This is a genomic window from Dechloromonas sp. CZR5, from assembly GCF_008711155.1.
Taxonomy (GTDB): domain Bacteria; phylum Pseudomonadota; class Gammaproteobacteria; order Burkholderiales; family Rhodocyclaceae; genus Azonexus.
Genome location: NZ_VUYQ01000004.1, coordinates 252,950 through 273,056, shown reverse-complemented (window position 1 = coordinate 273,056; position 20,107 = coordinate 252,950). Strand labels below are relative to the sequence as shown.

Annotated in this window: 23 protein-coding genes; 10 read left to right on the top strand and 13 right to left on the bottom strand. The window is 61.8% G+C overall.

The genetic code is table 11. The features are described from left to right. Positions 1–24: 24 nt before the first annotated feature. The 5 genes from F1002_RS13390 to F1002_RS13370 all read right to left on the bottom strand — a co-directional run bounded on the left by F1002_RS13390 (position 25) and on the right by F1002_RS13370 (position 5,111). A complete protein-coding gene (locus F1002_RS13390) occupies positions 25–480 on the bottom strand; it encodes a hypothetical protein (protein WP_223879598.1) in 456 nt (151 codons plus the stop codon). Positions 481–742: 262 nt separating this feature from the next. Beyond that, positions 743–2,074: a sigma-54 dependent transcriptional regulator gene (locus tag F1002_RS13385; RefSeq protein ID WP_150429539.1), complete on the bottom strand. Its 1,332-nt coding sequence runs from the start codon at positions 2,072–2,074 to the stop codon at positions 743–745. Continuing rightward, positions 2,071–3,900 carry a PAS domain-containing sensor histidine kinase gene (locus tag F1002_RS13380; RefSeq protein WP_150429538.1) on the bottom strand — a complete coding sequence of 610 codons (1,830 nt, stop codon included), beginning with the start codon at positions 3,898–3,900 and terminating at the stop codon, positions 2,071–2,073. Before F1002_RS13380 ends, F1002_RS13385 begins: the two co-directional genes overlap by 4 nt. A gap of 24 nt (positions 3,901–3,924) precedes the next feature. After that, complete coding sequence (locus F1002_RS13375) at positions 3,925–4,764, bottom strand: sulfurtransferase (protein WP_150429537.1); 840 nt, start codon at positions 4,762–4,764, stop codon at positions 3,925–3,927. A 2-nt stretch (positions 4,765–4,766) separates the two neighbouring features. Next, positions 4,767–5,111, bottom strand: coding sequence for an STAS/SEC14 domain-containing protein (locus tag F1002_RS13370; protein ID WP_150429536.1), 345 nt, complete (start codon positions 5,109–5,111; stop codon positions 4,767–4,769). Positions 5,112–5,337: 226 nt separating this feature from the next. Here F1002_RS13370 and F1002_RS13365 point away from each other — a divergent pair, with 226 nt between their 5' ends. Both F1002_RS13365 and F1002_RS13360 read left to right on the top strand, forming a co-directional pair. Further along, on the top strand, positions 5,338–6,330 hold the full coding sequence (locus tag F1002_RS13365) for a TerC family protein (RefSeq protein ID WP_150429535.1): 993 nt from the start codon (positions 5,338–5,340) through the stop codon (positions 6,328–6,330). Next, the gene (locus tag F1002_RS13360; protein WP_150429534.1) at positions 6,327–6,605 is read left to right on the top strand and encodes a hypothetical protein; all 279 of its coding nucleotides are present in this window, start codon (positions 6,327–6,329) and stop codon (positions 6,603–6,605) included. Before F1002_RS13365 ends, F1002_RS13360 begins: the two co-directional genes overlap by 4 nt. A gap of 18 nt (positions 6,606–6,623) precedes the next feature. Here F1002_RS13360 and F1002_RS13355 read toward each other — a convergent pair whose 3' ends face one another. Both F1002_RS13355 and F1002_RS13350 read right to left on the bottom strand, forming a co-directional pair. Beyond that, on the bottom strand, positions 6,624–7,475 hold the full coding sequence (locus F1002_RS13355) for a DMT family transporter (RefSeq protein WP_150429533.1): 852 nt from the start codon (positions 7,473–7,475) through the stop codon (positions 6,624–6,626). Positions 7,476–7,559: 84 nt separating this feature from the next. After that, a complete protein-coding gene (locus tag F1002_RS13350; protein ID WP_150429532.1) occupies positions 7,560–8,696 on the bottom strand; it encodes an aromatic ring-hydroxylating dioxygenase subunit alpha in 1,137 nt (378 codons plus the stop codon). A gap of 104 nt (positions 8,697–8,800) precedes the next feature. On the opposite strand from F1002_RS13350, the gene F1002_RS13345 reads away from it, so the two are divergent. Genes F1002_RS13345 through F1002_RS13325 form a run of 5 tightly spaced genes read left to right on the top strand, consistent with a single transcriptional unit; the run spans position 8,801 to position 13,068 of the window. Then, positions 8,801–9,040 (top strand): exodeoxyribonuclease VII small subunit, encoded by a 240-nt coding sequence (locus tag F1002_RS13345; protein ID WP_150429531.1) that lies wholly within the window; start codon positions 8,801–8,803, stop codon positions 9,038–9,040. Further along, complete coding sequence (locus F1002_RS13340) at positions 9,037–9,930, top strand: polyprenyl synthetase family protein (protein ID WP_223879597.1); 894 nt, start codon at positions 9,037–9,039, stop codon at positions 9,928–9,930. The genes F1002_RS13345 and F1002_RS13340 overlap by 4 nt, the downstream gene beginning before the upstream one ends. A 9-nt stretch (positions 9,931–9,939) precedes the next feature. Then, positions 9,940–11,805 (top strand): 1-deoxy-D-xylulose-5-phosphate synthase, encoded by a 1,866-nt coding sequence (gene dxs, locus F1002_RS13335; protein ID WP_150429530.1) that lies wholly within the window; start codon positions 9,940–9,942, stop codon positions 11,803–11,805. A gap of 19 nt (positions 11,806–11,824) precedes the next feature. Continuing rightward, on the top strand, positions 11,825–12,625 hold the full coding sequence (folE2, locus tag F1002_RS13330) for a GTP cyclohydrolase FolE2 (protein WP_150429529.1): 801 nt from the start codon (positions 11,825–11,827) through the stop codon (positions 12,623–12,625). A 59-nt stretch (positions 12,626–12,684) separates the two neighbouring features. Further along, positions 12,685–13,068, top strand: coding sequence for a YkgJ family cysteine cluster protein (locus F1002_RS13325; RefSeq protein WP_223879596.1), 384 nt, complete (start codon positions 12,685–12,687; stop codon positions 13,066–13,068). Between the two features lie 48 nt (positions 13,069–13,116). On the opposite strand, the gene rplS is transcribed toward F1002_RS13325, so the two are convergent. The 4 genes from rplS to rpsP are packed head-to-tail and all read right to left on the bottom strand — an operon-like array spanning position 13,117 to position 15,050. Then, positions 13,117–13,488 carry a 50S ribosomal protein L19 gene (gene rplS / locus F1002_RS13320; protein WP_150429528.1) on the bottom strand — a complete coding sequence of 124 codons (372 nt, stop codon included), beginning with the start codon at positions 13,486–13,488 and terminating at the stop codon, positions 13,117–13,119. A 24-nt stretch (positions 13,489–13,512) separates the two neighbouring features. After that, the gene (gene trmD / locus F1002_RS13315; RefSeq protein WP_223879595.1) at positions 13,513–14,277 is read right to left on the bottom strand and encodes a tRNA (guanosine(37)-N1)-methyltransferase TrmD; all 765 of its coding nucleotides are present in this window, start codon (positions 14,275–14,277) and stop codon (positions 13,513–13,515) included. Then, the gene (gene rimM, locus F1002_RS13310; RefSeq protein WP_150429527.1) at positions 14,274–14,786 is read right to left on the bottom strand and encodes a ribosome maturation factor RimM; all 513 of its coding nucleotides are present in this window, start codon (positions 14,784–14,786) and stop codon (positions 14,274–14,276) included. The genes trmD and rimM overlap by 4 nt, the downstream gene beginning before the upstream one ends. Before the next feature lie 12 nt (positions 14,787–14,798). After that, the gene (gene rpsP / locus F1002_RS13305; protein WP_150429526.1) at positions 14,799–15,050 is read right to left on the bottom strand and encodes a 30S ribosomal protein S16; all 252 of its coding nucleotides are present in this window, start codon (positions 15,048–15,050) and stop codon (positions 14,799–14,801) included. A 163-nt stretch (positions 15,051–15,213) separates the two neighbouring features. On the opposite strand from rpsP, the gene F1002_RS13300 reads away from it, so the two are divergent. Continuing rightward, positions 15,214–16,728: a hypothetical protein gene (locus F1002_RS13300; protein WP_150429525.1), complete on the top strand. Its 1,515-nt coding sequence runs from the start codon at positions 15,214–15,216 to the stop codon at positions 16,726–16,728. Here the strand turns inward: F1002_RS13300 and F1002_RS13295 are convergent. Continuing rightward, complete coding sequence (locus F1002_RS13295; RefSeq protein WP_150429524.1) at positions 16,700–17,533, bottom strand: YihY family inner membrane protein; 834 nt, start codon at positions 17,531–17,533, stop codon at positions 16,700–16,702. The two genes, F1002_RS13300 and F1002_RS13295, sit on opposite strands and share 29 nt — an antisense overlap. 21 nt (positions 17,534–17,554) lie before the next feature. On the opposite strand from F1002_RS13295, the gene wrbA reads away from it, so the two are divergent. Further along, on the top strand, positions 17,555–18,151 hold the full coding sequence (wrbA, locus tag F1002_RS13290; protein WP_150429523.1) for an NAD(P)H:quinone oxidoreductase: 597 nt from the start codon (positions 17,555–17,557) through the stop codon (positions 18,149–18,151). After that, positions 18,148–18,522: a DUF2069 domain-containing protein gene (locus F1002_RS13285; RefSeq protein WP_191090406.1), complete on the top strand. Its 375-nt coding sequence runs from the start codon at positions 18,148–18,150 to the stop codon at positions 18,520–18,522. The genes wrbA and F1002_RS13285 overlap by 4 nt, the downstream gene beginning before the upstream one ends. Positions 18,523–18,555: 33 nt before the next feature. Here F1002_RS13285 and F1002_RS13280 read toward each other — a convergent pair whose 3' ends face one another. Further along, positions 18,556–20,097, bottom strand: a complete 1,542-nt coding sequence (locus F1002_RS13280; RefSeq protein WP_150429522.1) for a 2-isopropylmalate synthase — start codon at positions 20,095–20,097, stop codon at positions 18,556–18,558. Between the last annotated feature and the right edge of the window lie 10 nt (positions 20,098–20,107).

The following is a 20,107-nucleotide window of genomic DNA, read 5'->3' as shown; positions in this document are numbered from 1 at the left end:
CGCCCCATTGTGGCATCGGGCCGATTACTTCTTGCCTTGCATGCCGCTCATGCCCTTCTGGCCTTCCATGCCCGACATGCCACCCATACCGGACATCCCTTTCTGGCCTTCCATTCCGGACATGCCCCCCATGCCCGACATGCCCTTCTGACCTTCCATGCCGCTCATGCCGGACATGCTTTCCTGCTTGGCGGCCTTCGGCTTCTTGGCCTTCTTGCCCTCCATGCCTTCCATGCCCGACATGCCACCCATGCCGGACATCCCCTTCTGGCCTTCCATTCCGGACATGCCACCCATACCGGACATACCTTTCTGCCCTTCCATTCCAGACATGCCTTTCTGCCCCTGCATGCCGGACATGCCGCTCATTCCTTTCTGACCTTCCATGCCGGACATGCCCTTCTGTTCGGCGTGCACGTTGGCGGTGGCGGCAGCCAGGGAAACGAAGGCAACAGCAGCCATAGTCGACAGCTTTTTCATGTAGGTTCCTCTCATGTATTCGTAGGTATTCGCCCCCGCCACCTTGGCAAAAGCGGCCTCGGCAAGCGCCGAGACCCTTCCCTTAATGCATGTTCCGCGCCACTTTTGAGCAGCCCGCCAACCCACTGTTTTAATTGGATTTTCACCGCAACCCACCGGAAAGAAAATGGCACCGCCTGCCAAATTGGCAGAACACCAAAGCCGCTTTAACCCCAAGCCATTGATTTTCAAGCAATCTGCAATATGCCATTTTGGCAGACGCTCAGGAATCCAGTTCGTACAGCTTGATCAGGCGGTAGATGTTGCGTTCGCTGATCCCCAGAGCAGCAGCCACCTGCGCACGGTTTCCGGCATGCCGGATCAGGCTCTGGCGCAGGCATTCGCGCTCCACATCGGCCAGTTTCGGCTGGTGTTCGAAGGCGTAGATCACGGCGTCGTCCCGGCGCGACAACAGCGGCCCGAAATGTTCCGGCCGGATACGCTCGTCCCGGCCGGCCAGGATCGCCGCCCGTTCGATCAGGTTGCGCAGTTCGCGCACATTGCCCGGCCAGTCGTAGGCAACCAGCAGTTTTTGCGCCTCGGCAGTCAGCTTGCGTTCGATGCCGCGCGAGAAGCGTTGCAGGAAATGCATGGCCAGCAAGGGAATGTCGTCGCGCCGCTCGCGCAGGGGCGGCACCTGAATGACGAAACTGGCCAGCCGGAAATAGAGATCGCTACGAAAACTGCCGACCTGGCTCAGTTCGGCCAGGTCACGGTTGGTGGCCACGACGAAGCGCACGTCGGCCTTCAGCGTCTTCGCTCCGCCGACCCGTCGGAAGGTGCTTGTCTCCAGCACCCGCAGCAGCTTGGCCTGGTTGGCCGGCGAGGTTTCGCCGATCTCGTCGAGAAAGAGCGTACTGCCGGCCGCTTCCTCGATCAGCCCCTTCTTCTGGCGGTCGGCGCCGGTGAAGGCGCCGCGCTCGTGACCGAAGAGTTCGGATTCAAACAAGGTTTCCTGCAGCGTGCCGCCGTCGATGGTGACCATTTCCCGTCCGGCCCGGACACTGCCCTCATGGATCGCCTGCGCTACCATTTCCTTGCCGGTTCCCGACTCACCCTGGATCAGGACCGTCGCATCGGTCGGGGCAACGGCTTCGATCATCCGCTGCAAGGCCTCCATCGCCTTCGACGTCCCCACCAGCGGCCCCGGCCGGCGCGACTCCAACTGCCGCTGATAAAAGGCGTTCCGGCTGCGCAATTCAGCATTGGCCAGTTCGCGGCGGATGGTGATTTCCAGTTCGTCGAGGCTGACCGGCTTGGTCAGGTATTCGACGGCGCCCGCCTGGATCAGGCTGACCGCATTTCGGATCGACCCGTAGCCCGTGAGCACGATGACCGGGAACTGGGACGACAGGGCTTCGACCAGTTGCGGCGTTTCGGCATCCGGCAGCTTGAAATCGAGAAAGACCAGATCCGGTTCGCGCTCGGCCAATATCCGCGATGCCTCGGCCCAGTTCCCCGCCCCGACGGCTTCCAGCCCCATGTCGCCGATCTGCTCGACCAGCAACTGGTTGAATACACGGTCGTCGTCGACCACCAGAATCAGTTTTTTCATGCCCCCACCTTTGCAACCGGCAGTATGACCCGGAAGGTCGTCCCCACGCCCTCCCGGCTTGCCACTTCGATACGGCCGCCATAGCGCTCGACGATACTCTTGCAGATGGTCAGCCCGAGGCCGGTACCGCCTTCGCCATCGGCCCGGCGGCTGTAGAACGGATCGAATATGCGACCGACCGCCTCGTCGGGTATGCCGCAACCGCCGTCGATCACCTCAAGCACTGCTTCCGTCTCGCCACCCAGCGTCCGCACCGTCAACTCGCCGCCACGCGGCATGGCATGGTGGGCATTCTGCACAAGGTTGAGCACCAGCATGCGCAGATCGCTGTCATCGGCCAGTACGCGCGGTTTCGCCGCATCGAGGGCAAGGTGCTGAACGATACCGTGGCTGCGGGCATCGAAATCGAGCAGGCTGACCGTATCGCCGATCGCGCGGTTGAGGTCGACGACCTGCGGAATCTGCTGCGGCAGCCGGGACAGCAGCAGCAGGCGCTGGGTAATACCGGTACAGCGGTCGATTTCGACGCTCATCATCTCCAGGTAACCGGCCAGCCTTTGGGGATCGGCTTGCCCGTTGCGCAAGCCGCGCAACAGGCCATCGACCGCGAGCCGCATCGAACCCAGCGGATTATGGATCTCGTGGGCGATGCCGGCCGCCAGCAGGCCGAGTTCGGAGAGCCGCTGTTCCTGCGAATGTCGCACAGCCAAAGAGAGGTCGATGATCGATTCGACGATCAGCGCCTCGCCCTCATGCTGCAGGCGCACCGCATGCACTTCGACCGGCAGTTCGCGACCGTCGGCGGCGCGATGATGGTGGCGGCACTTGACCGCCTGTCCGTCGCGCTGCAATTCATGCACCGGACAGATGACCATGGTCGGTGCGCACGGCACTTCACGGCCATGACTGGAGCGATGGCACGCCGCGCCGAGAACCTGTTCCGGAGTCACGCCCAATTGCCGGCAATAGGCGCGATTGGCGGCCAGCACCCGGAAATCACTCTGCCGGATGACGCGTACACCGTCGGGCAAACCATCAAGCAATTGCTGCAGGTAATGCTGCTGCTTCTCGGAGCGCCCGATCTGCTCGGCCAAACGCGCCGCCATGCCGTTGAAGCTGGCGGCTAATCGGCCTATTTCATCCGCCTCGCCCACCGGCGCGCGCGTCGCCAGGTTACCGGCCGCCAGCGCATTGGCCGCCGCATCCAGGCGGCCGAGCGGAGCAATGACCCGCCGGCGCAACAAGCCCCAAACCGACCACAGGGTCAGGCCGAGCACGGCGATACCCGCCGCCGAAAACAGCGCGGCGCTGCGGTAGGCGGCATGGCGAATCGTTTTTGCCTCGTAGTCGACCACCAGGATTCCGTTGATCGGATGCAGATCGATCGGCCCGTGACAACCGATGCACGGTAGCTGGTTAGGCACCGGATTGACCGAGCGCAACACGTCGCCTCGCCCATTGCCATCGACAAAACGACTGACCGTCACACCCGGCCTGGTTTCCGCGGTCAACTCGGGAAACGTACGACCCAGCTGGCCATCCGCCGACGCGAAGCGCACCTCGCCGTGCGGCGACAGGATCATGACGCCGGCAATGCCGGGCTGCTGCCCCAACTGATGAACGATGTCGCGCAACCCCGGCACATCGCGCTTGAGCATGGCGTTTTCAAGGGCCACCCGGAGCAGGCGGTTAACCTGCTCCGAGGTTGCCGCCCGCTCCCGCTCCAGCTGGTCGCGATAGAGCGCAAGAAACAGGATGCCGAAGAGCAGCGAGGCCCCGCCGGCGACCAGCAGCACCTGGCGGAGGATACGGCGTGACAGCGACATTCCGGCCCCTCCCCGCAGCCCCGCTCAGCGGGCGACCGGCCGCCCCGGGTCGGCGCACCACTCGCTCCACGACCCGGCATAGAGTCGCGAACCGGGCAAACCGGCAATTTCCATGGCCACGATGTTGAGACAGGCGGATACGCCCGAACCACACTGGTGTATCACCTGGTCGGGCGGCGACCCGGCGAGGAGCGCCAGCCACTCCGCTCGTAACTGTGCCGCCTGCTTGAAACGGCCGTCGGCCTGCAGGTTGTCCTTGAAGAACCGGTTCACCGCACCGGGAATGTGGCCACCGACCGGGTCGATGGTTTCGTTCTCGCCACGGAAGCGGTCGGGCCCACGCGCGTCGACCAGCAGCATGTGCGCCGTCTCGATGCGCTCCTGGACGTAGCCGGCATCCACCTGCAGCTCCCGGGGGCTGGCCGCGAAAACACGCGGCATAGGCGTCAGCAGCCAGTCGGCCAGCATGCCGCCCGCCGCCTGCCAGGCCTGCAACCCGCCATCGAGCAGGGCAACGGCATCGTGCCCCAGCCAGCGCAGCAGCCACCACAGGCGGCCGGCAATCATCCCTTGGGCATCGTCATAGACCACAACCTGCGTTGCACTGCCTACCCCCATGGCAGCGAATCGCTGTACCAGCTTTTGCGCGTCGGGCAAGGGATGGCGGCCGTTGCAACCGGTCATCGGCCCCGACAAGTCGCGGTCGCAATGCAGGAAGAGCGCCCCCGGAACATGGCCTGCGGCATAGGCGCGCTCGCCGTAGCCGGTATCGGACAATTGGTGACGAACGTCGATCACCAGCCAGTTCGGGTCGTCGAGATGCGCCTGCAGGGTCGCGACATCGACCAGCGTCGTATAGCTCACGCTTACTGCTCCAGCCAGCCCTTCGCCTCCTCGGCGTTGTCGAAGACCTCGACATCGGCATTGACGAAGGTCTGCGAAATCCAGGCGCTCCAGGTCACCCACTGGCTGTCGGTGACCACGGCGACGCGCTTGAAGTCGTTGGCGTGGGCCCGCGAGAACTTGACCTCCTCCCAAGCGACATCGAGGGTCAGACCGGCCATCTGGGTCAGGTCGAAATACAGATCGACCGGCCCCTCGAACCTGACCTTGAAATTGACGACCTCTTCAAACTCCTTGTAGTCGGCCAGCGTGAATTCACCGAAGACGGAGACATTGACACGGTTGGCCTGGTGGTCGATGACGATCATTTTTATGCTCCTGGCTGTCTTTGTGATTCCAGTTTAACCCGGAATCCCCCGGCTTGCGGCCCTTTCCGGAAAATCCGGCGGCCTCGCCAAGACGGCGACTCTTCGCTCCGCCCTGAGCGACGATCCGGTTTTTCCGATACCTTTCGCCAACCGGAAGTCCACAATGAAAAAAACGCGCCACCCGGCCATGAGGCCCGGACAGGCGACAAACGAAAGGAGTCTCGCAATGGAGTCGATCGGTACCTGGTGGATGTGGGCGGGATTCTTCGCCATCGTCCTCGTCATGCTCGCCATCGACCTGTTTGTTGTCGGCGGCAGCAAGCAGCATCGCGTCAGCGTGCGCGAAGCCGCGATCTGGTCGCTGATCTGGGTCAGCATCTCCATGCTTTTCGCCGGCGCCTTGTGGCTTTATCTCGACGGCACGGCAGGCCGCGAACTGGCCAACCAGAAAGCACTCGAGTATGTCACCGGCTACCTGATCGAAAAATCGCTGGCCGTGGACAACGTCTTCGTCTGGCTGATGCTGTTCAGTTTCTTCGCGATTCCACCGGAATTGCAGAAACGCGTGCTGATCTTCGGTGTCCTCGGTGCCATCGTCCTGCGCACCTTGATGATTCTTGCCGGCGTCTGGCTGATCGCCCATTTCCACTGGCTGCTCTACGTCTTTGGTGCCTTCCTGCTGATCACGGGTATCAAGATGTGGTGGTTCGCCGACGAGAAGCCCGATCTGGCGAACAATCCGTTGATCAACTGGATACGCCGCCACATCAAGGTAACCGACCAACTGCATGGCGAAAGTTTCTTCATCAAGCGGCCTGAAGGTGGCGTGCTGGTCCGTTACGCCACGCCGCTCTTCCTGGTGCTCGTGCTCGTCGAGTTTTCCGACGTGATCTTTGCCGTCGATTCGATCCCGGCCATTTTTGCCATCACGACGGACCCGTTCATCGTCCTGACTTCCAACATCTTCGCCATCCTCGGCCTGCGCGCGATGTACTTCCTGCTGGCCGACATGGCCGACCGCTTCTCGCTGCTCAAGTACGGGCTGGCCATCGTGCTCATGTTCATCGGCACCAAGATGCTGCTCATCGACGTCATCAAGATTCCGGTACTGCTCTCGCTGGGCGTAGTCGCCGGCATCATCGCCACCTCGGTCGCCCTGTCGCTGCGCCGGAGCGGCCCCTCGACACCCAACCCGGAGCCGGAGAAGGAGATGTCATGATTCCGCTGACCTATCCGAGCAATCTGCTGTCGGCAAACGTACTACGCCACGGCAGCCTGCTGCGCGAAGTTGCCGGCAGACAGGATCGCGTACCGCAGGATCAGCGCGTCGACCTGCCGGAAATCCAGGAATCCTCCCGCGTCAGCTTCAGCGACGAAGCGCGCGCCTACGATGCGAGCGGCCTGGGTAACGAGCAATACCGGCAGGCACCGGCTGGTACGAACCCGGAAACCGCACAAAAACTGCGCAGCTACGAAGTGATCGCCGACTTGTAATCGACAGGCCGGGCGATTTCAGTCGCCCTCCGCCGGATTTGCCCTTGAGAAATGGGTCGCGGCCACGCCGGAAGCGATGATCAGCACAATCGCCAGCCATGACGATGCCGCCATGACCTCGCCCCAGATCAGCATGCCGAACAGGCTGGAGAAGATCACCGTGCTGTAGGCCAGTGCCGCCGACATCAGCGTCTTGCCACGCGAATAGGCGCGGGTCATCGCCAGCTGGGCGGCAGTCGCGAAGCAGGCGACTCCGAGAAGAAGAAGGCCACTGCGCAAATCCACCGTATGGACGTCGCTGAAAAGCAGCCACAGTCCGCTCCCGATCGACGACACCAGCGAAAAATAGAATACCGTGCGCGTCTCCGCTTCGCCGCGCGCCCCCAGTTCCCGTACGCTGAAGTAAGCCATGCCGGCGAGGATGCCCGACCCCAGGCCGATCAGGCCGCCCATCAGTTGATCGGCGTGGAATGTCGGCTTGAGCAGCAAGGCGACTCCGACCAGGCCGAGCAGCAAGGCGCCGAGAATGCCTTTGCGCATCTGCATGCCGGCAAATCCCAGATAGAGGGCAAGGAAAATCGCCGAGGTATAGTTCAGGGTGACTGCCGTTGCCAGGGGCAACAGTGTGATGGCATAGAAATACGAGAACAGCGCCGAGAAACCGACCGCTCCGCGGGCAATCTGCCAGCGCCAGTGCGGCGTCCCGAGCGGCACGCCACGCAGGCGCACCAGGCCGAACATCAGGATCAGCGAAATGGCGCTGCGCCAGAAAGTGATCTCGACCGCCGAATGCGTAGCGGCGGCCAGCTTGACGCAGACGCCCATGCAGGCGAACAGGAAGCTGGCGGCGATCATCCACAGGGATTGCATGCGGTGGAACTCGAAAAATAAAAAGGGCGCCGGATTTTACCCCGACGCCCTGCTGCGACGCTGCGCGGAATCAGCGCGCCTCGCTTATCTGGCTTCAATTTCCTTCTGCATGACCCGGCGATAGAACTCGTGGAAGTGCTGCATGCCGTCCTCCATCGGGCTCTGGTACGGCCCGACCTCGTTGCGCCCTTCGGCCAGCAGCGCCTTGCGACCACGATCCATGCGCTCGCCGATGTCGTCATCCTCGATGGCCGTCTCCATGTAGGCGGCACGCTCGGCCTCGATGAACTCGCGCTCGAAATCGACGATTTCCTCGGGGTAGTAGAACTCGACGACGTTCATCGTCTTGTCCGGCCCCTGCGGAATCAGGGTCGACACGACCAGCACGTGCGGATACCACTCGACCATGATGTTCGGGTAGTAGGTCAGCCAGATGGCGCCCTGCGGCGGCGTTTCGCCGCGGTCGCCGTAATACTCGCGGACCACCTTCTGCCAGCGGTTGTAAGCGGTCGAGGAAGAATCCTTCATCAGCGAAGTGATGCCGACTTTCTGCACCGAGTACCAGTCGCCGAATTGCCAGCTCAGATCGTCGCAGGTGACGAAATTGCCCAGGCCCGGGTGGTAGGGGACGACATGGTAGTCCTCCAGATAGACCTCGATGAAGGTCTTCCAGTTGTAGTTGCACTCGTGCATCTCGACATGGTCGAGCTTGTAGCCGGTGAAATCGAGGTCGCGGGCGACCGTCATCCCGGCCAGGTCGACATTGGCCGAGCGCGGCCCCTTGAACAGCAGGCCGTTCCAGTTTTCCAGCTTGGCCTTGTTCAGGTTCAGACAGGGATTCTGCGGAAAATGCGGAGCGCCGATCAGTTCGCCACCCTGTTCGTAGGTCCAGCGATGGATCGGGCAAACGATCGGCCCGTTGAGGGTGCCAGCCCCCTGCAGCATGATCGCCTGACGGTGACGACAAACGTTGGACATCTGCCAGATGCCCGCATTCTTGCCTTCGGCGCCGCCGTTGAGCAGCATCTGGCCATGATCCTTCCACTCCAGCGAACGGTAATTACCCGCTTCCGGCACCATCAATTGGTGACCGACATAGCCGGGGCCGGCATCGAAGATGAGCTTTTTCTCCAGCTCATGAATCGATTGATCGAAGTACCAGTCCACAGGCAGTTGGGAAACTGCGGGGGCCAAACGGGACAGATTCGCCACGTCAGACATTCCACACTCCAGCGGGTTGAAAAAACAGGATTTTACCCCGCCCCGCATTTGACCTGAAGCCCCCGGATGGAGTATTTTCGCGTGTTTCCCAGAACGCCTCTGACATGGATCAAACACCCATCGCCGACATGAAATTCGAGACGGCCCTGACCGAACTCGAAGACATCGTCTCCAGCATGGAAGGCGGCAAGCTCGAACTCGAAGCCTCCATTGCCGCCTACAAGCGCGGGGTGGAACTGATGAAGCACTGCCAGGCCCAGCTCGCCGATGCCGAGGAACAGGTTCGCGTGCTGGAAGGCGGGGAATTCAAGAACGTCGACAGAAACACCCTGGAGGCCCAGTGAGCTCCCTGCCCTTCGCCGAATGGATGGCGGTCACCCAGGATCGCGCAGAAACCGCCCTCGGCCGCTTCCTGCCCGCCGGCGACAGCATTCCAGCCCGCCTGCACGAAGCGATGCGCTATGCCACCCTCGGCGGCGGCAAGCGTGTCCGCCCGCTGCTCGCCCACGCCGCCGGCGAACTGACCGGCGCCACGCCGGAAGCCCTCGATGTCGTCGGCTGCTCCGTCGAAATGATCCACGCCTATTCGCTGGTACACGACGATCTGCCCTGCATGGACGATGACGTGCTACGCCGTGGGCGCCCGACCTGCCATGTCGAATTCGATGAACCGACCGCCCTGCTCGTCGGCGACAGCCTGCAGACCCTGGCCTTCGAATTGCTGGCCAGCCAGGTAATCGGTCAGCCCAAACAGCAACTTGAAATGGTCGCCCTGCTTGCCCATGCCAGCGGTTCGCGCGGCATGGCCGGCGGCCAGGCCATCGACCTCGCCTCGGTCGGCAAGCCGTTGACCCAGCCCGAGCTGGAGCTGATGCACGCACTGAAGACCGGCGCCCTGATCCGCGCCGCCGTACTGCTCGGCGCCCTCGCCGGCCAGCCGCTGTCGGCCGACGAACGCAACAATCTCGACCGTTTCGCCAAGCGTGCCGGCCTGCTTTTCCAGGTCGTCGACGACATCCTCGACTGCACGGCGAGCACCGCCACGCTGGGCAAGACCGCCGGCAAGGACGAAGCTGCCGACAAGCCGACCTACGTCGCCCTGCTTGGCCTGGAGAATGCCCGCGCCTACGCCGACGAACTGCGTGCCGATGCGCGCGACGCCCTGACCATTTTCGGCGACCACGCCACCCGCCTGAACCAGTTGGCCGATTTCATCTGCCACCGGCAATTCTGAACGGAACCCATGAGCTATCCGCTGCTCGACACCATCCAATCCCCGGCCGACCTGCGTCGCCTGGAGCGCAAGCAGCTGCCGCAACTGGCCGCTGAATTGCGTGAATTCCTGATCGAATCGGTCTCCCAGACCGGCGGCCACCTGTCGTCCAACCTCGGCACGGTCGAGTTGACCATCGCCCTGCATGCCGTGTTCAACACCCCGGATGACCGCCTGGTGTGGGACGTTGGCCACCAGTGCTACCCGCACAAGGTGCTGACTGGCCGCCGCGAAGGCATGGGTAAGCTGCGTATGCGCCATGGCGTCGCCGGCTTCCCGAAACGCTGCGAAAGTCCGTACGACACGTTTGGCGTCGGCCACTCCTCGACCTCCATCTCGGCAGCCCTCGGCATGGCCTTGGCTGCCAAGCACAAGGGCGAGGACCGCAAGGCCATCGCCATCATCGGCGACGGCGCCATGTCCGCCGGCATGGCCTTCGAGGCACTGAACAACGCTGGCGTCGCCGACGCCGACATGCTGGTTATCCTCAACGACAACGAGATGTCGATCTCGCCGCCGGTCGGCGCGCTGAACAACATCCTGACCCGACTGACCTCGAGCAAGACCTACAACGTCGCTCGCGAAGCTGGCCGCCACATGCTTGGCTTCGCCCCGCCGCTGCTCGAACTGGCCCGCCGCGCCGAGGAGCACGTCAAGGGCATGATCGCCCCCGGCACCCTGTTCGAAGAATTCGGCTTCCACTACTACGGCCCGATCGACGGCCACGATCTCGACGCCCTGATCCCGACGCTGGAGAATCTGAAGAAGCTGAAGGGCCCGAAGTTCCTGCACGTGATCACCAAGAAGGGCCAAGGCTACAAACTGGCCGAGAACGACCCCATCCTCTACCACGGCGTCGGCAAGTTCGCCGCCGGTGAAGGAATCCAGTCCGCCAAGGGCACTGGCAAGCTAACCTATACGCAGGTTTTCGGCGACTGGCTGTGCGACATGGCCAAGGCCGATTCCCGCCTGGTCGGCATCACCCCGGCCATGCGCGAAGGCTCCGGCATGGTCCGCTTCGCCTGCGAGCACCCTGACCGCTACTACGATGTCGGCATCGCCGAGCAGCACGCCGTAACCTTCGCTGCCGGCCTAGCCTGCGAAGGACTGAAGCCGGTCGTCGCCATTTACTCGACCTTCCTGCAGCGCGCCTACGATCAATTGATCCATGACGTCGCGCTACAGAACCTGCCGGTCGTCTTCGCCGTCGACCGCGGCGGCCTGGTCGGTGCCGATGGACCAACACACCACGGCACCTTCGACCTGTCCTACGTGACCTGCATTCCGAACATGGTGGTCATGACGCCGTCCGACGAGGCCGAATGCCGGCGCATGCTGTCCACGGCCCATACCCTCGACTGCCCGTCGATGGTGCGCTACCCACGGGGTAGCGGCACCGGCGCCATCCCGTCGCCCGGGCTCGACACCCTGCCGCTCGGCAAGGGCGAGATTCGCCGTCGCGGCAAGGAGATCGCCCTGCTCGCTTTCGGCCCCCTGCTGGGTGCTGCCCTGGCCGCCGGCGAAGAGCTCGATGCGACTGTCGCCAACATGCGCTTCGTCAAACCCATCGACGAAGCACTGATCATTGAACTGGCGGGGAACCATTCCCTGCTTGTGACCCTCGAAGAGAACGCCGTGATTGGCGGCGCTGGTTCGGAAGTCGAGCGGGTGCTGGCGGAACGCGGGCTGACTGTGCCGGTACTACGCCTCGGCCTGCCTGACCGTTTTGTCGATCATGGCGAACAAGGCCAGCTCCTTTCCGAGTTGGGCCTCGACAAGGAAGGCATCGTGCGCGCGATCCACGAAAAATCCGGCGCCCATGCCGACCGACAATAAATTACCGAGAGAACAGCGAATGAGCACCCCCACCCCCAACATTCCCGATGTCCAGAACTCCGCCGATACGCGTCAGATCGCGATCAACAAGGTCGGCATCAAGTCCATCCGTCACCCGGTCAAGGTGCAGGACAAATCGACCGGCGTGCAGCACACCATCGCCATGTTCAACATGTACGTCGGCTTGCCGCACAATTTCAAGGGCACCCACATGTCCCGCTTCGTGGAGATTCTGAACAGCCACGAACGTGAAATCTCGGTCGAGAATTTCCCGACCATGCTGCGCGACATGGTGGCCAAACTGGAAGCCGAAACCGGCCACATCGAGATGAATTTCCCGTATTTCATCAACAAGACTGCTCCGGTTTCCGGCGTGCAAAGCCTGATGGACTACGACGTCACCTTCATCGGCGACATCTGCCACGGCAAGATCAGCACCTCGGTCAAGGTTGTCGTGCCGGTAACCAGCCTGTGCCCCTGCTCCAAGAAGATTTCCGAACGCGGCGCCCACAACCAGCGCTCCCACGTGACCGTCACCGCCCGCACCAACGATTTCGTGTGGATCGAGGAAATCGTTCAGCTGGTCGAGCAGGAAGCCTCCTGCGAACTCTACGGCCTGCTCAAGCGCCCGGATGAGAAATACGTCACCGAACGCGCCTACGACAACCCGAAGTTCGTCGAAGACATGGTCCGCGATGTGGCCGCCCGCCTCAATGCCGAAGCGCGCATCGACGCCTATGTCGTTGAATCGGAAAACTTCGAGTCCATTCACAACCATTCGGCCTACGCGCTGATCGAGAACGACAAAGCCGCTCGATAAGGAATGCTACCGGGCCGGCAAAGCTCACTTTCCGGCCCCCTGGACCAAGCAGCCCCCCCGTGAGCAAAATCCAGATTCCCCAAGCTCAGGCCGATGGCCGTGTCTTCTACGACATGGCTGGAGAGGACAATCCCTGCTTCGGCTGCGGCGCGTGCTGTTACCACTACCGGGTTTCCTTCTATCACGGCGAACTCGATAGCCAGCCCGGCGGTTTTGTCCCCAGCGAACTGACTTCCGCCGTCACGCCCTTTCTGGCCTGCATGCGCGGCACTGAAACCGGCCTGGGACGCTGCGCTGCCCTGCAAGACGATGGCCGTTGCGCCATCTACAGCCATCGCCCATCGACCTGCCGTGAATTTCGTGCCTTTCAGGACGATGGCTCGCCGCATCCGGAATGCCAGCGACTGCGCCAGCTTTACGGCATCGACGAACCGTCAACGTAAAACGGGGCGCCGCAGCGCCCCGTTTCTTGTGAACCTTCAGAGAGCCGATCAGGCCTTCTTGAAATCCAGCTTTTCCTTGATACGAGCCGACTTGCCGGAACGCTCGCGCAGGTAGTACAGCTTGGCGCGACGAACGTCACCACGACGCTTCAGTTCGATCGAAGCTACCAGCGGAGAATAGGTCTGGAACGTACGCTCAACGCCTTCGCCGGAAGAGATCTTGCGGACGATGAAGTTGGAGTTCAGGCCACGGTTGCGCTTGGCGATAACCACGCCTTCGTAAGCCTGCAGACGCTCGCGAGTACCTTCCTTGACCTTCACCTGAACGACGACGGTGTCGCCCGGGGCGAATTCGGGAATGGTCTTGCCGGCGGAAACGCGGGCAATTTCTTCTTGCTCAAGTTGTTGAATCAGGTTCATGTGAGATCCTTAAATTAAAAACATCTACTCACCGCATTGCTCCTCTCCGGAAATTTCCGCGAGGAGTTGCGTCTCTTCCGCGCTCAACACGCGGTGCGCCAGCAAATCCGGCCGGCGCTTCCGGGTTCGCATCAGCGACTGCTTGAGCCGCCAACGACGAATTCTTTTGTGGTCACCGGACAGCAAAACCTCCGGCACCGACTCGCCCTCGTATATTTCCGGGCGGGTGTAGTGCGGACAATCCAGCAAACCACCGACAAACGAATCTTCCACCGCCGAGGCGGCATCTCCGAGCACCCCCGGCAACTGGCGGACAACGGCATCGATCAACACCATCGCCGGCAACTCGCCGCCGGAAAGTACAAAATCCCCGATCGAAATTTCTTCATCGACACAGCGCTCGATCAAACGCTCGTCAATCCCTTCATAACGACCGCACAGAAGGATCAAGCCTTCATCGCCAGTCGCCAGCTGCATGACCCGCTCATGGGTCAGTGGCGCGCCTTGCGGCGAAAGGTAGATGACCCGGCTTTTCGCCAGCCCGACCTCACGCTGCTGCAGCTTCGCGGCATCAATCGCCTTTTCCAGCGGCCCCGGCTGCATCAGCATGCCAGGCCCCCCCCCGAAGGGACGATCATCAACCCGCCGCCAGGCATTGTCGGCGAAATCACGAGGATTCCAGCCTTGCCAGACCCAGCGCTGCTCTTCCAGCGCCCGACGGGTAATGCCACTGTGCGTTACCGCCGCAAACATCTCCGGGAAGATGGTCACGCAGTCAAACCGGATCACCAGTCGCTGCCCCACTCCACGCGGATCAGTCCCGCTTCCTTGTCCACCGCCAGCACCACCGCCGAGACAAACGGCAACAGGCGTTCGGCACCTTCCGCACCAACGACACGCAGCACGTCATTGGCACCCGTTTCGATCAACCCGGCCACCTTGCCGAGTTTTTCGTCTGCGGTATTGACGACTTCCAGGCCGATCAAATCGCCCCAATAGAACTCGTCTGCACCGGTCGCCGGCAACGCATCGCGCGGCGCACCGACCAACACCCCTTTCATGGCTTCAGCGTCCGTGCGGTCGGCAATGCCATCAAGCAGCACCACTACCCCGTCACCGTGAACCTTCAAGCCTTTCAGCCCGACTTCACGCCACGCCTCGCCTTCCCTGGCAATCCACCAGACCGGCATTTCTGCCCAATCCAGCGGATCATCACCAAAGGGGTACAACCTGAGCCAGCCCCGAATCCCGTACGGGTCGGCCAACCGACCCAAAACGACGATATCGTTGCCGTTCAAAGCCAAAACGACTTAGGCAGCCTTGGCGGCGTTTTGCTTGACCAGACGGGCAACGGTCGGCGACAGCTGGGCGCCGTTCTTCAGCCAGTGCTCCAGACGGTCGGTAGCGATACGCAGGCCCTCGGCATTGCCGGAAGCAACCGGGTTGTAGAAGCCGATACGCTCGACGAAACGGCCGTCGCGACGGTTACGGGAATCGGTAACAACCATGTTGTAGAACGGACGCTTCTTGGCGCCACCACGGGCAAGACGGATAACAACCATGAGAATACTTTCGTTAGCTGGAAAAAAGACCGGAGATTATATCGCTTTATCAAGGAAAAACAAGCCACTTAGATAGACAAAGAGAGGCCGCGCGACGCATAGACCGCCAGTAGCCGACAGACGGCGATAGTGGCGAACCAAATATTTGCTATCCTCCGCTGCGATGAACAGAGCAAAGGACAATTCTTCGGCAACCACTCCGGAAGCCAATATCAAGGGCATTCTCGAATGGCTCGCCTTGGCGCACGGCTCCTCCGGAACGGAAGACGGCGAGCAGTTGCATCGTCAGCTGATCCGCCTGCGCGACACGCCGATACCCGGCCCGCAGCGGCTCAAGTTACTCGACCTGCTCTTCGGTCAGGCCGAGCGCTACACCAAGGCCGAGCTGCCACAGCTGAACAAAATCAGCCTGCCGATCCCCCGGAAGCTTCGGCAAAGAGTACGAACGCTACTCGATGTTCTTGAGACGCTGACCCAGGATTATTTCAACACCCTGGCTGATCTTTTCGACCCCCAGGGCGACAACGCACCCCGCATGCCGCACATGTCGCTGCGCCGCGCCATGCACGCCATATCCTGGCAGGTTCGCATTGCCCACATGATCGCCTCGCCGATGCCGATCGGATTGTGGCAGCAGTTGCATGCCGCCTTCCGCACAGCCCGCCGGCTCGGCCTGGACGAATTTCCAGGCCCCCATTCCGGACCGAGCATACGACGCATCTACACCTCCATCCTGCTATCCGCCATTGCCCAGCCGGTATCCTTTTCCGCCGACGAACTTGAGTTCATCAGCGAGTATATCGACACGTGCACACCCGACGTCGCCCTGCTCGACACACCCCCTCTCGATGCCCGGGGAATTTTCTGGATCGATCCGGACAAGGACTTCCCGGCCCATGCATTGATCCGCCGCATCCCCAGTCCGGAATCCGAGGTGTTGTATTTTTCCTGCGACGCACTGGCCGAACTGGCACTCGAGCATCGGGCCGGACTCCTCAAGGGCGTGGATGCACAGGACATCGGCTTGCCGCGATTTGCCGACACCCACGCCGGGCCGGGCGTCCTGCTCCGCCTGAACCAGCTTTGGGGCCACCCCGCCAAACGCCGCTTCCCCCGACGGCGGCAATCGTATCGCGCCCAGCTAAGTTCCGGCCTGGGCAACCTTTGGCATTTGATGAAAACCCCGGAAACGCGGGTTGAGCAAAGCGAGTGGATGGTCACCAACGAAAGCCCGGAAGGCTATGCGCTGATGCACATGTCCGGACAGACCCACGACGTCCGGGTTGGCGACATCGTGGCTTTGCAGGCGAGTAGCGAGCAAGCCGAGAGTCCCCAGATTTGGCACATCTGCATCATCCGCTGGGCCATTTCCGAAAATCCCGAGCATATCGAACTCGGATTGCAGCTACTCGCCCCCAAGGCCATCTCGGTAGAAGTAGCACATCCATTCGATCTCGATGCCAGCAAGGTACCGGCACTGATCCTGCCCGCCACCCCGCCGCTGCATCCCAAGCAATCGCTGATTGTTCCCCCTGGGCTCATCCGGGAAAATGCGCGGCACATCGTCGTGCTGCAGGAAGAAGAAAACCTGAGCATTCGCGAACTGCAAGCCGACGAATTGCGCGAACAAACCAGTTCGGTGGAAATCTTCAGCGTTTCGCCGGACGGCTCATCGTAGCCACGATCAGCCCGCCGAAGAGCACCACCGCCCAGGACAGGTGGAGCCAAACGAGGAATACCGGAAACACGGCAAACGCCCCATAGATGCTCTTCAGGGTCGCCGAGCCGACCAGGAACATCTCGAAGCCTTTTTGCATCACCGAGAAAGCCAGTGCCGCAAACACCCCGCCGATCACGGCCGCGCGCCGGGGAACCTGCGCATTGGGAACCGCGTAGTACAGAAACGAGAAGAACAGCCCGAGCAGCAGCATCGCCACTCCCTTCAACGCCATTCGACGCACCCAGAGCGACTCGTCGAACAAACCCAGGGAGGTTGTGACGGCAAACGACATGACGCCGGCCACCGCGCCGAGGACGAACGGCCAGACCATCATCACGAAGGCATAGAGGCGAATACGCGCAAGAAACGGGCGTGGCCTGACCTGCCAAAGATGGTTGAATGCCCGCTCGATAGTGTTCATCAACAGGAAAGCCGTGACACCCAGGAGGCCGATACCCGCCAGGGTAAGCTGCTGCGCCTTTTGGGAAAACTTTCCAATATTGCCGGCAATTGCCCCCGCCGCGCCGCTGGGCAGCAGGGCCTCGCGAACCAGCAGGTCGAGCCGACCGACCAGGACGTCGAAAAATGGGATCGCTCCGGCAACGGCCAGCACCACGGCGACAAGAGGCACCAATGCCATCAGTGTCGTGAACGCGAGGGCCGAACTGGTCTGCATCATGTTTTCGCTGAGGAAGCGGCGAAAGATGCCGACCGGGCCGGCAGGACTGGAGTTGGCCGATCGCGACCGGGGACGCTTTTGCATGGGACCGTATAATAGCCGACCATGCAAGACATTCTCATCCTCTATTACAGCCGTCGCGGCTCGCTTCGAGCCCTGGCCGAACGCATTGCCAACGGCATCGAGGCCGTTCCGGGCATGCAGGCTCGTTTACGCACCGTTCCCCGCATCTCTGCGGTATGCGAGGCGACAGAGCCGACGATCCCTGACTCCGGCGCGCCCTACGTCGAGCTTTCCGATTTGCAGGAATGCGCCGCACTTGCCCTGGGCAGCCCGGTTCGCTTCGGCAACATGGCGGCCCCGATGAAATACTTCTGGGATAGCACCGTCGCCGCGTGGCAGAACGGTACGCTGGCCGGCAAACCGGCCTGTGTTTTCACCTCGAGCGGCAGCCAGCACGGCGGCAACGAGGCAACCCTCCTGTCGATGACACTTCCCTTGCTGCATCACGGCATGCTGGTCATGGGCCTGCCCTTTACCGAGCCTGATCTGACGGCAACCACGACGGGCGGAACGCCCTATGGCGCCAGCCATGTCGCCGGACCATCCGGCAACCCGCAACTATCCAATGAAGAAAGCCGCCTGGCCTTTGCCTTGGGCAAGCGCCTGGCCCTTCTGACCGAGAAACTGAATTGCCCGTGAACGTCCAACAACGCTATCAAACCATTGCCAGCGCCAGCCTGATTCTACTCATCGCGCTCTGCCTCGCCTGGGAAGGCTGGCTCGCCCCGCTCAAACCAGGAGGCTCCTGGATGATCCTCAAGGGCGCCCTGCTGCTGCTTCCGCTCTTCGGCATCCTCCGCGGCAAGCGCTACACCTACAAGTGGCTGTCGCTGTTCATCCAGTTCTACCTGCTCGAGGGCACCACCCGAGCCACCAGCGACACAGGATTGTCGCAATGGCTGGCTGCCGGCGAAACGCTGCTGTCGGCGGTGCTCTTCGTATCAGTTGTTCTCTACATCCGCGCCACGCGCTTGCCGCCGGTCAAAGAAAAAGCCGCCCAGTCGAACTGAAGCGGCTTTTCATCGCGTGCTCGCCGAGGGAACTCAGACGTCGCCCTGGGCCTTTACCTTGTCCAGGCTGGAGTGCAGCTTGTTCAACGCGTTCAGGTAAGAGCGTGCCGAAGCGATCACGATGTCGGTATCGGCACCATTGCCATTGACGATGCGATCATCCTTGGACAGTCGCGTCGTCACCTCGCCCTGCGCATCGGTACCGGTCGTGATGGCATTGACCGAGTACAGCAGCAGTTCGGCACCGCTGCCGACGATAGTCTCGATCGCCTTGAAGGTTGCATCGACCGGACCGCCACCACTGGCTTCACCCTTTTTCTCGACGCCGCCGACATTCAGGATGACCTTGGCAAAGGGCATTTCGCCGGTTTCCGAACAGACGTGCGAGTAAACCAGCTTGTAGTGTTCCTGATCCGGCGTCACGACCTCCTCGGAAACCAAGGCATGCAGATCTTCATCGAAAATCTCATGTTTGCGGTCGGCCAGTTCCTTGAAGCGGGCAAAGGCGGCATTCAGCACCTCGTCGCTTTCCAGCTCGATACCCAGTTCCTGCAGACGCGTCTTGAAGGCATTGCGGCCAGAGTGTTTGCCGAGCACCAGCTTGTTCTGGCTCCAGCCCACATCCTGGGCCCGCATGATCTCGTAGGTTTCGCGATGCTTGAGCACGCCGTCCTGATGGATACCCGACTCGTGCGCAAAGGCATTGGCACCGACCACGGCCTTGTTCGGCTGTACCGGATAGCCGGTGATCTGCGACACCAGCTTGGAGGCCGGGACAATCTGCGTCGTGTCGACACGGGTTTCAACCGGGAAGATATCCGGACGGGTGCGTACCGCCATGACGATCTCTTCGAGCGCTGCATTACCGGCCCGCTCGCCCAGACCATTGATCGTACACTCGACCTGGCGCGCCCCGGCCAGAACGGCGGCCAGCGAATTGGATACCGCCAGCCCGAGGTCATTGTGGCAATGCACCGACCAGACAACCTTGTCCGAATTCGGCACGCGCTCGATCAGCTGGCGCATGGTTTCGGCGTATTGGAAGGGAATGGCATAACCCACCGTGTCCGGTACGTTGATCGTCTTGGCACCGGCCTTGATCACTGCCTCGAAGATACGGCACAGGAAATCGATTTCCGAACGACCGGCATCCTCCGCCGAAAACTCGATGTCATCGGTGTATTGCCGCGCCCAGCCGATGGATTTGACCGCCTGCTCAACCACCTGGTCCGGCGTCATGCGCAGCTTCTTCTCCATGTGGATGGGCGAAGTCGCGATGAACGTGTGGATACGTCCCGACTTGGCCGGCTTGATCGCTTCGCCGGCACGATTGATATCGTTCTCGTTGGCACGAGCCAAGGAGCAGACGGTCGAATCCTTGATCGCCTGAGCAATGGAGTGGATGGAATCGAAATCACCGGGAGAAGCGGCGGCAAAACCCGCCTCGATCACATCGACCCGCATTTTCTCCAGCTGGCGGGCAACGCGGATCTTCTCCTCCTTGGTCATCGACGCGCCCGGACTCTGTTCGCCGTCGCGCAGGGTCGTATCGAAAATTACCAGATGCTGTTTCATGGGATCTCCG

Bases quoted from the DNA above. Each gene is read 5' to 3' on its own strand.
- F1002_RS13280 (WP_150429522.1), bottom strand. From the start codon at position 20,097: ATGAAACAGCATCTGGTAATTTTCGATACGACCCTGCGCGACGGCGAA.
- F1002_RS13355 (WP_150429533.1), bottom strand. From the start codon at position 7,475: ATGCAATCCCTGTGGATGATCGCCGCCAGCTTCCTGTTCGCCTGCATG.
- F1002_RS13295 (WP_150429524.1), bottom strand. From the start codon at position 17,533: ATGCAAAAGCGTCCCCGGTCGCGATCGGCCAACTCCAGTCCTGCCGGC.
- wrbA (WP_150429523.1), top strand. From the start codon at position 17,555: ATGCAAGACATTCTCATCCTCTATTACAGCCGTCGCGGCTCGCTTCGA.
- F1002_RS13385 (WP_150429539.1), bottom strand. From the start codon at position 2,074: ATGAAAAAACTGATTCTGGTGGTCGACGACGACCGTGTATTCAACCAG.
- F1002_RS13370 (WP_150429536.1), bottom strand. From the start codon at position 5,111: ATGATCGTCATCGACCACCAGGCCAACCGTGTCAATGTCTCCGTCTTC.
- F1002_RS13380 (WP_150429538.1), bottom strand. From the start codon at position 3,900: ATGTCGCTGTCACGCCGTATCCTCCGCCAGGTGCTGCTGGTCGCCGGC.
- rpsP (WP_150429526.1), bottom strand. From the start codon at position 15,050: ATGGTTGTTATCCGTCTTGCCCGTGGTGGCGCCAAGAAGCGTCCGTTC.
- dxs (WP_150429530.1), top strand. From the start codon at position 9,940: ATGAGCTATCCGCTGCTCGACACCATCCAATCCCCGGCCGACCTGCGT.
- F1002_RS13365 (WP_150429535.1), top strand. From the start codon at position 5,338: ATGGAGTCGATCGGTACCTGGTGGATGTGGGCGGGATTCTTCGCCATC.
- F1002_RS13300 (WP_150429525.1), top strand. From the start codon at position 15,214: ATGAACAGAGCAAAGGACAATTCTTCGGCAACCACTCCGGAAGCCAAT.
- F1002_RS13350 (WP_150429532.1), bottom strand. From the start codon at position 8,696: ATGTCTGACGTGGCGAATCTGTCCCGTTTGGCCCCCGCAGTTTCCCAA.
- F1002_RS13390 (WP_223879598.1), bottom strand. From the start codon at position 480: ATGAAAAAGCTGTCGACTATGGCTGCTGTTGCCTTCGTTTCCCTGGCT.
- rplS (WP_150429528.1), bottom strand. From the start codon at position 13,488: ATGAACCTGATTCAACAACTTGAGCAAGAAGAAATTGCCCGCGTTTCC.
- F1002_RS13345 (WP_150429531.1), top strand. From the start codon at position 8,801: ATGGATCAAACACCCATCGCCGACATGAAATTCGAGACGGCCCTGACC.
- F1002_RS13360 (WP_150429534.1), top strand. From the start codon at position 6,327: ATGATTCCGCTGACCTATCCGAGCAATCTGCTGTCGGCAAACGTACTA.
- folE2 (WP_150429529.1), top strand. From the start codon at position 11,825: ATGAGCACCCCCACCCCCAACATTCCCGATGTCCAGAACTCCGCCGAT.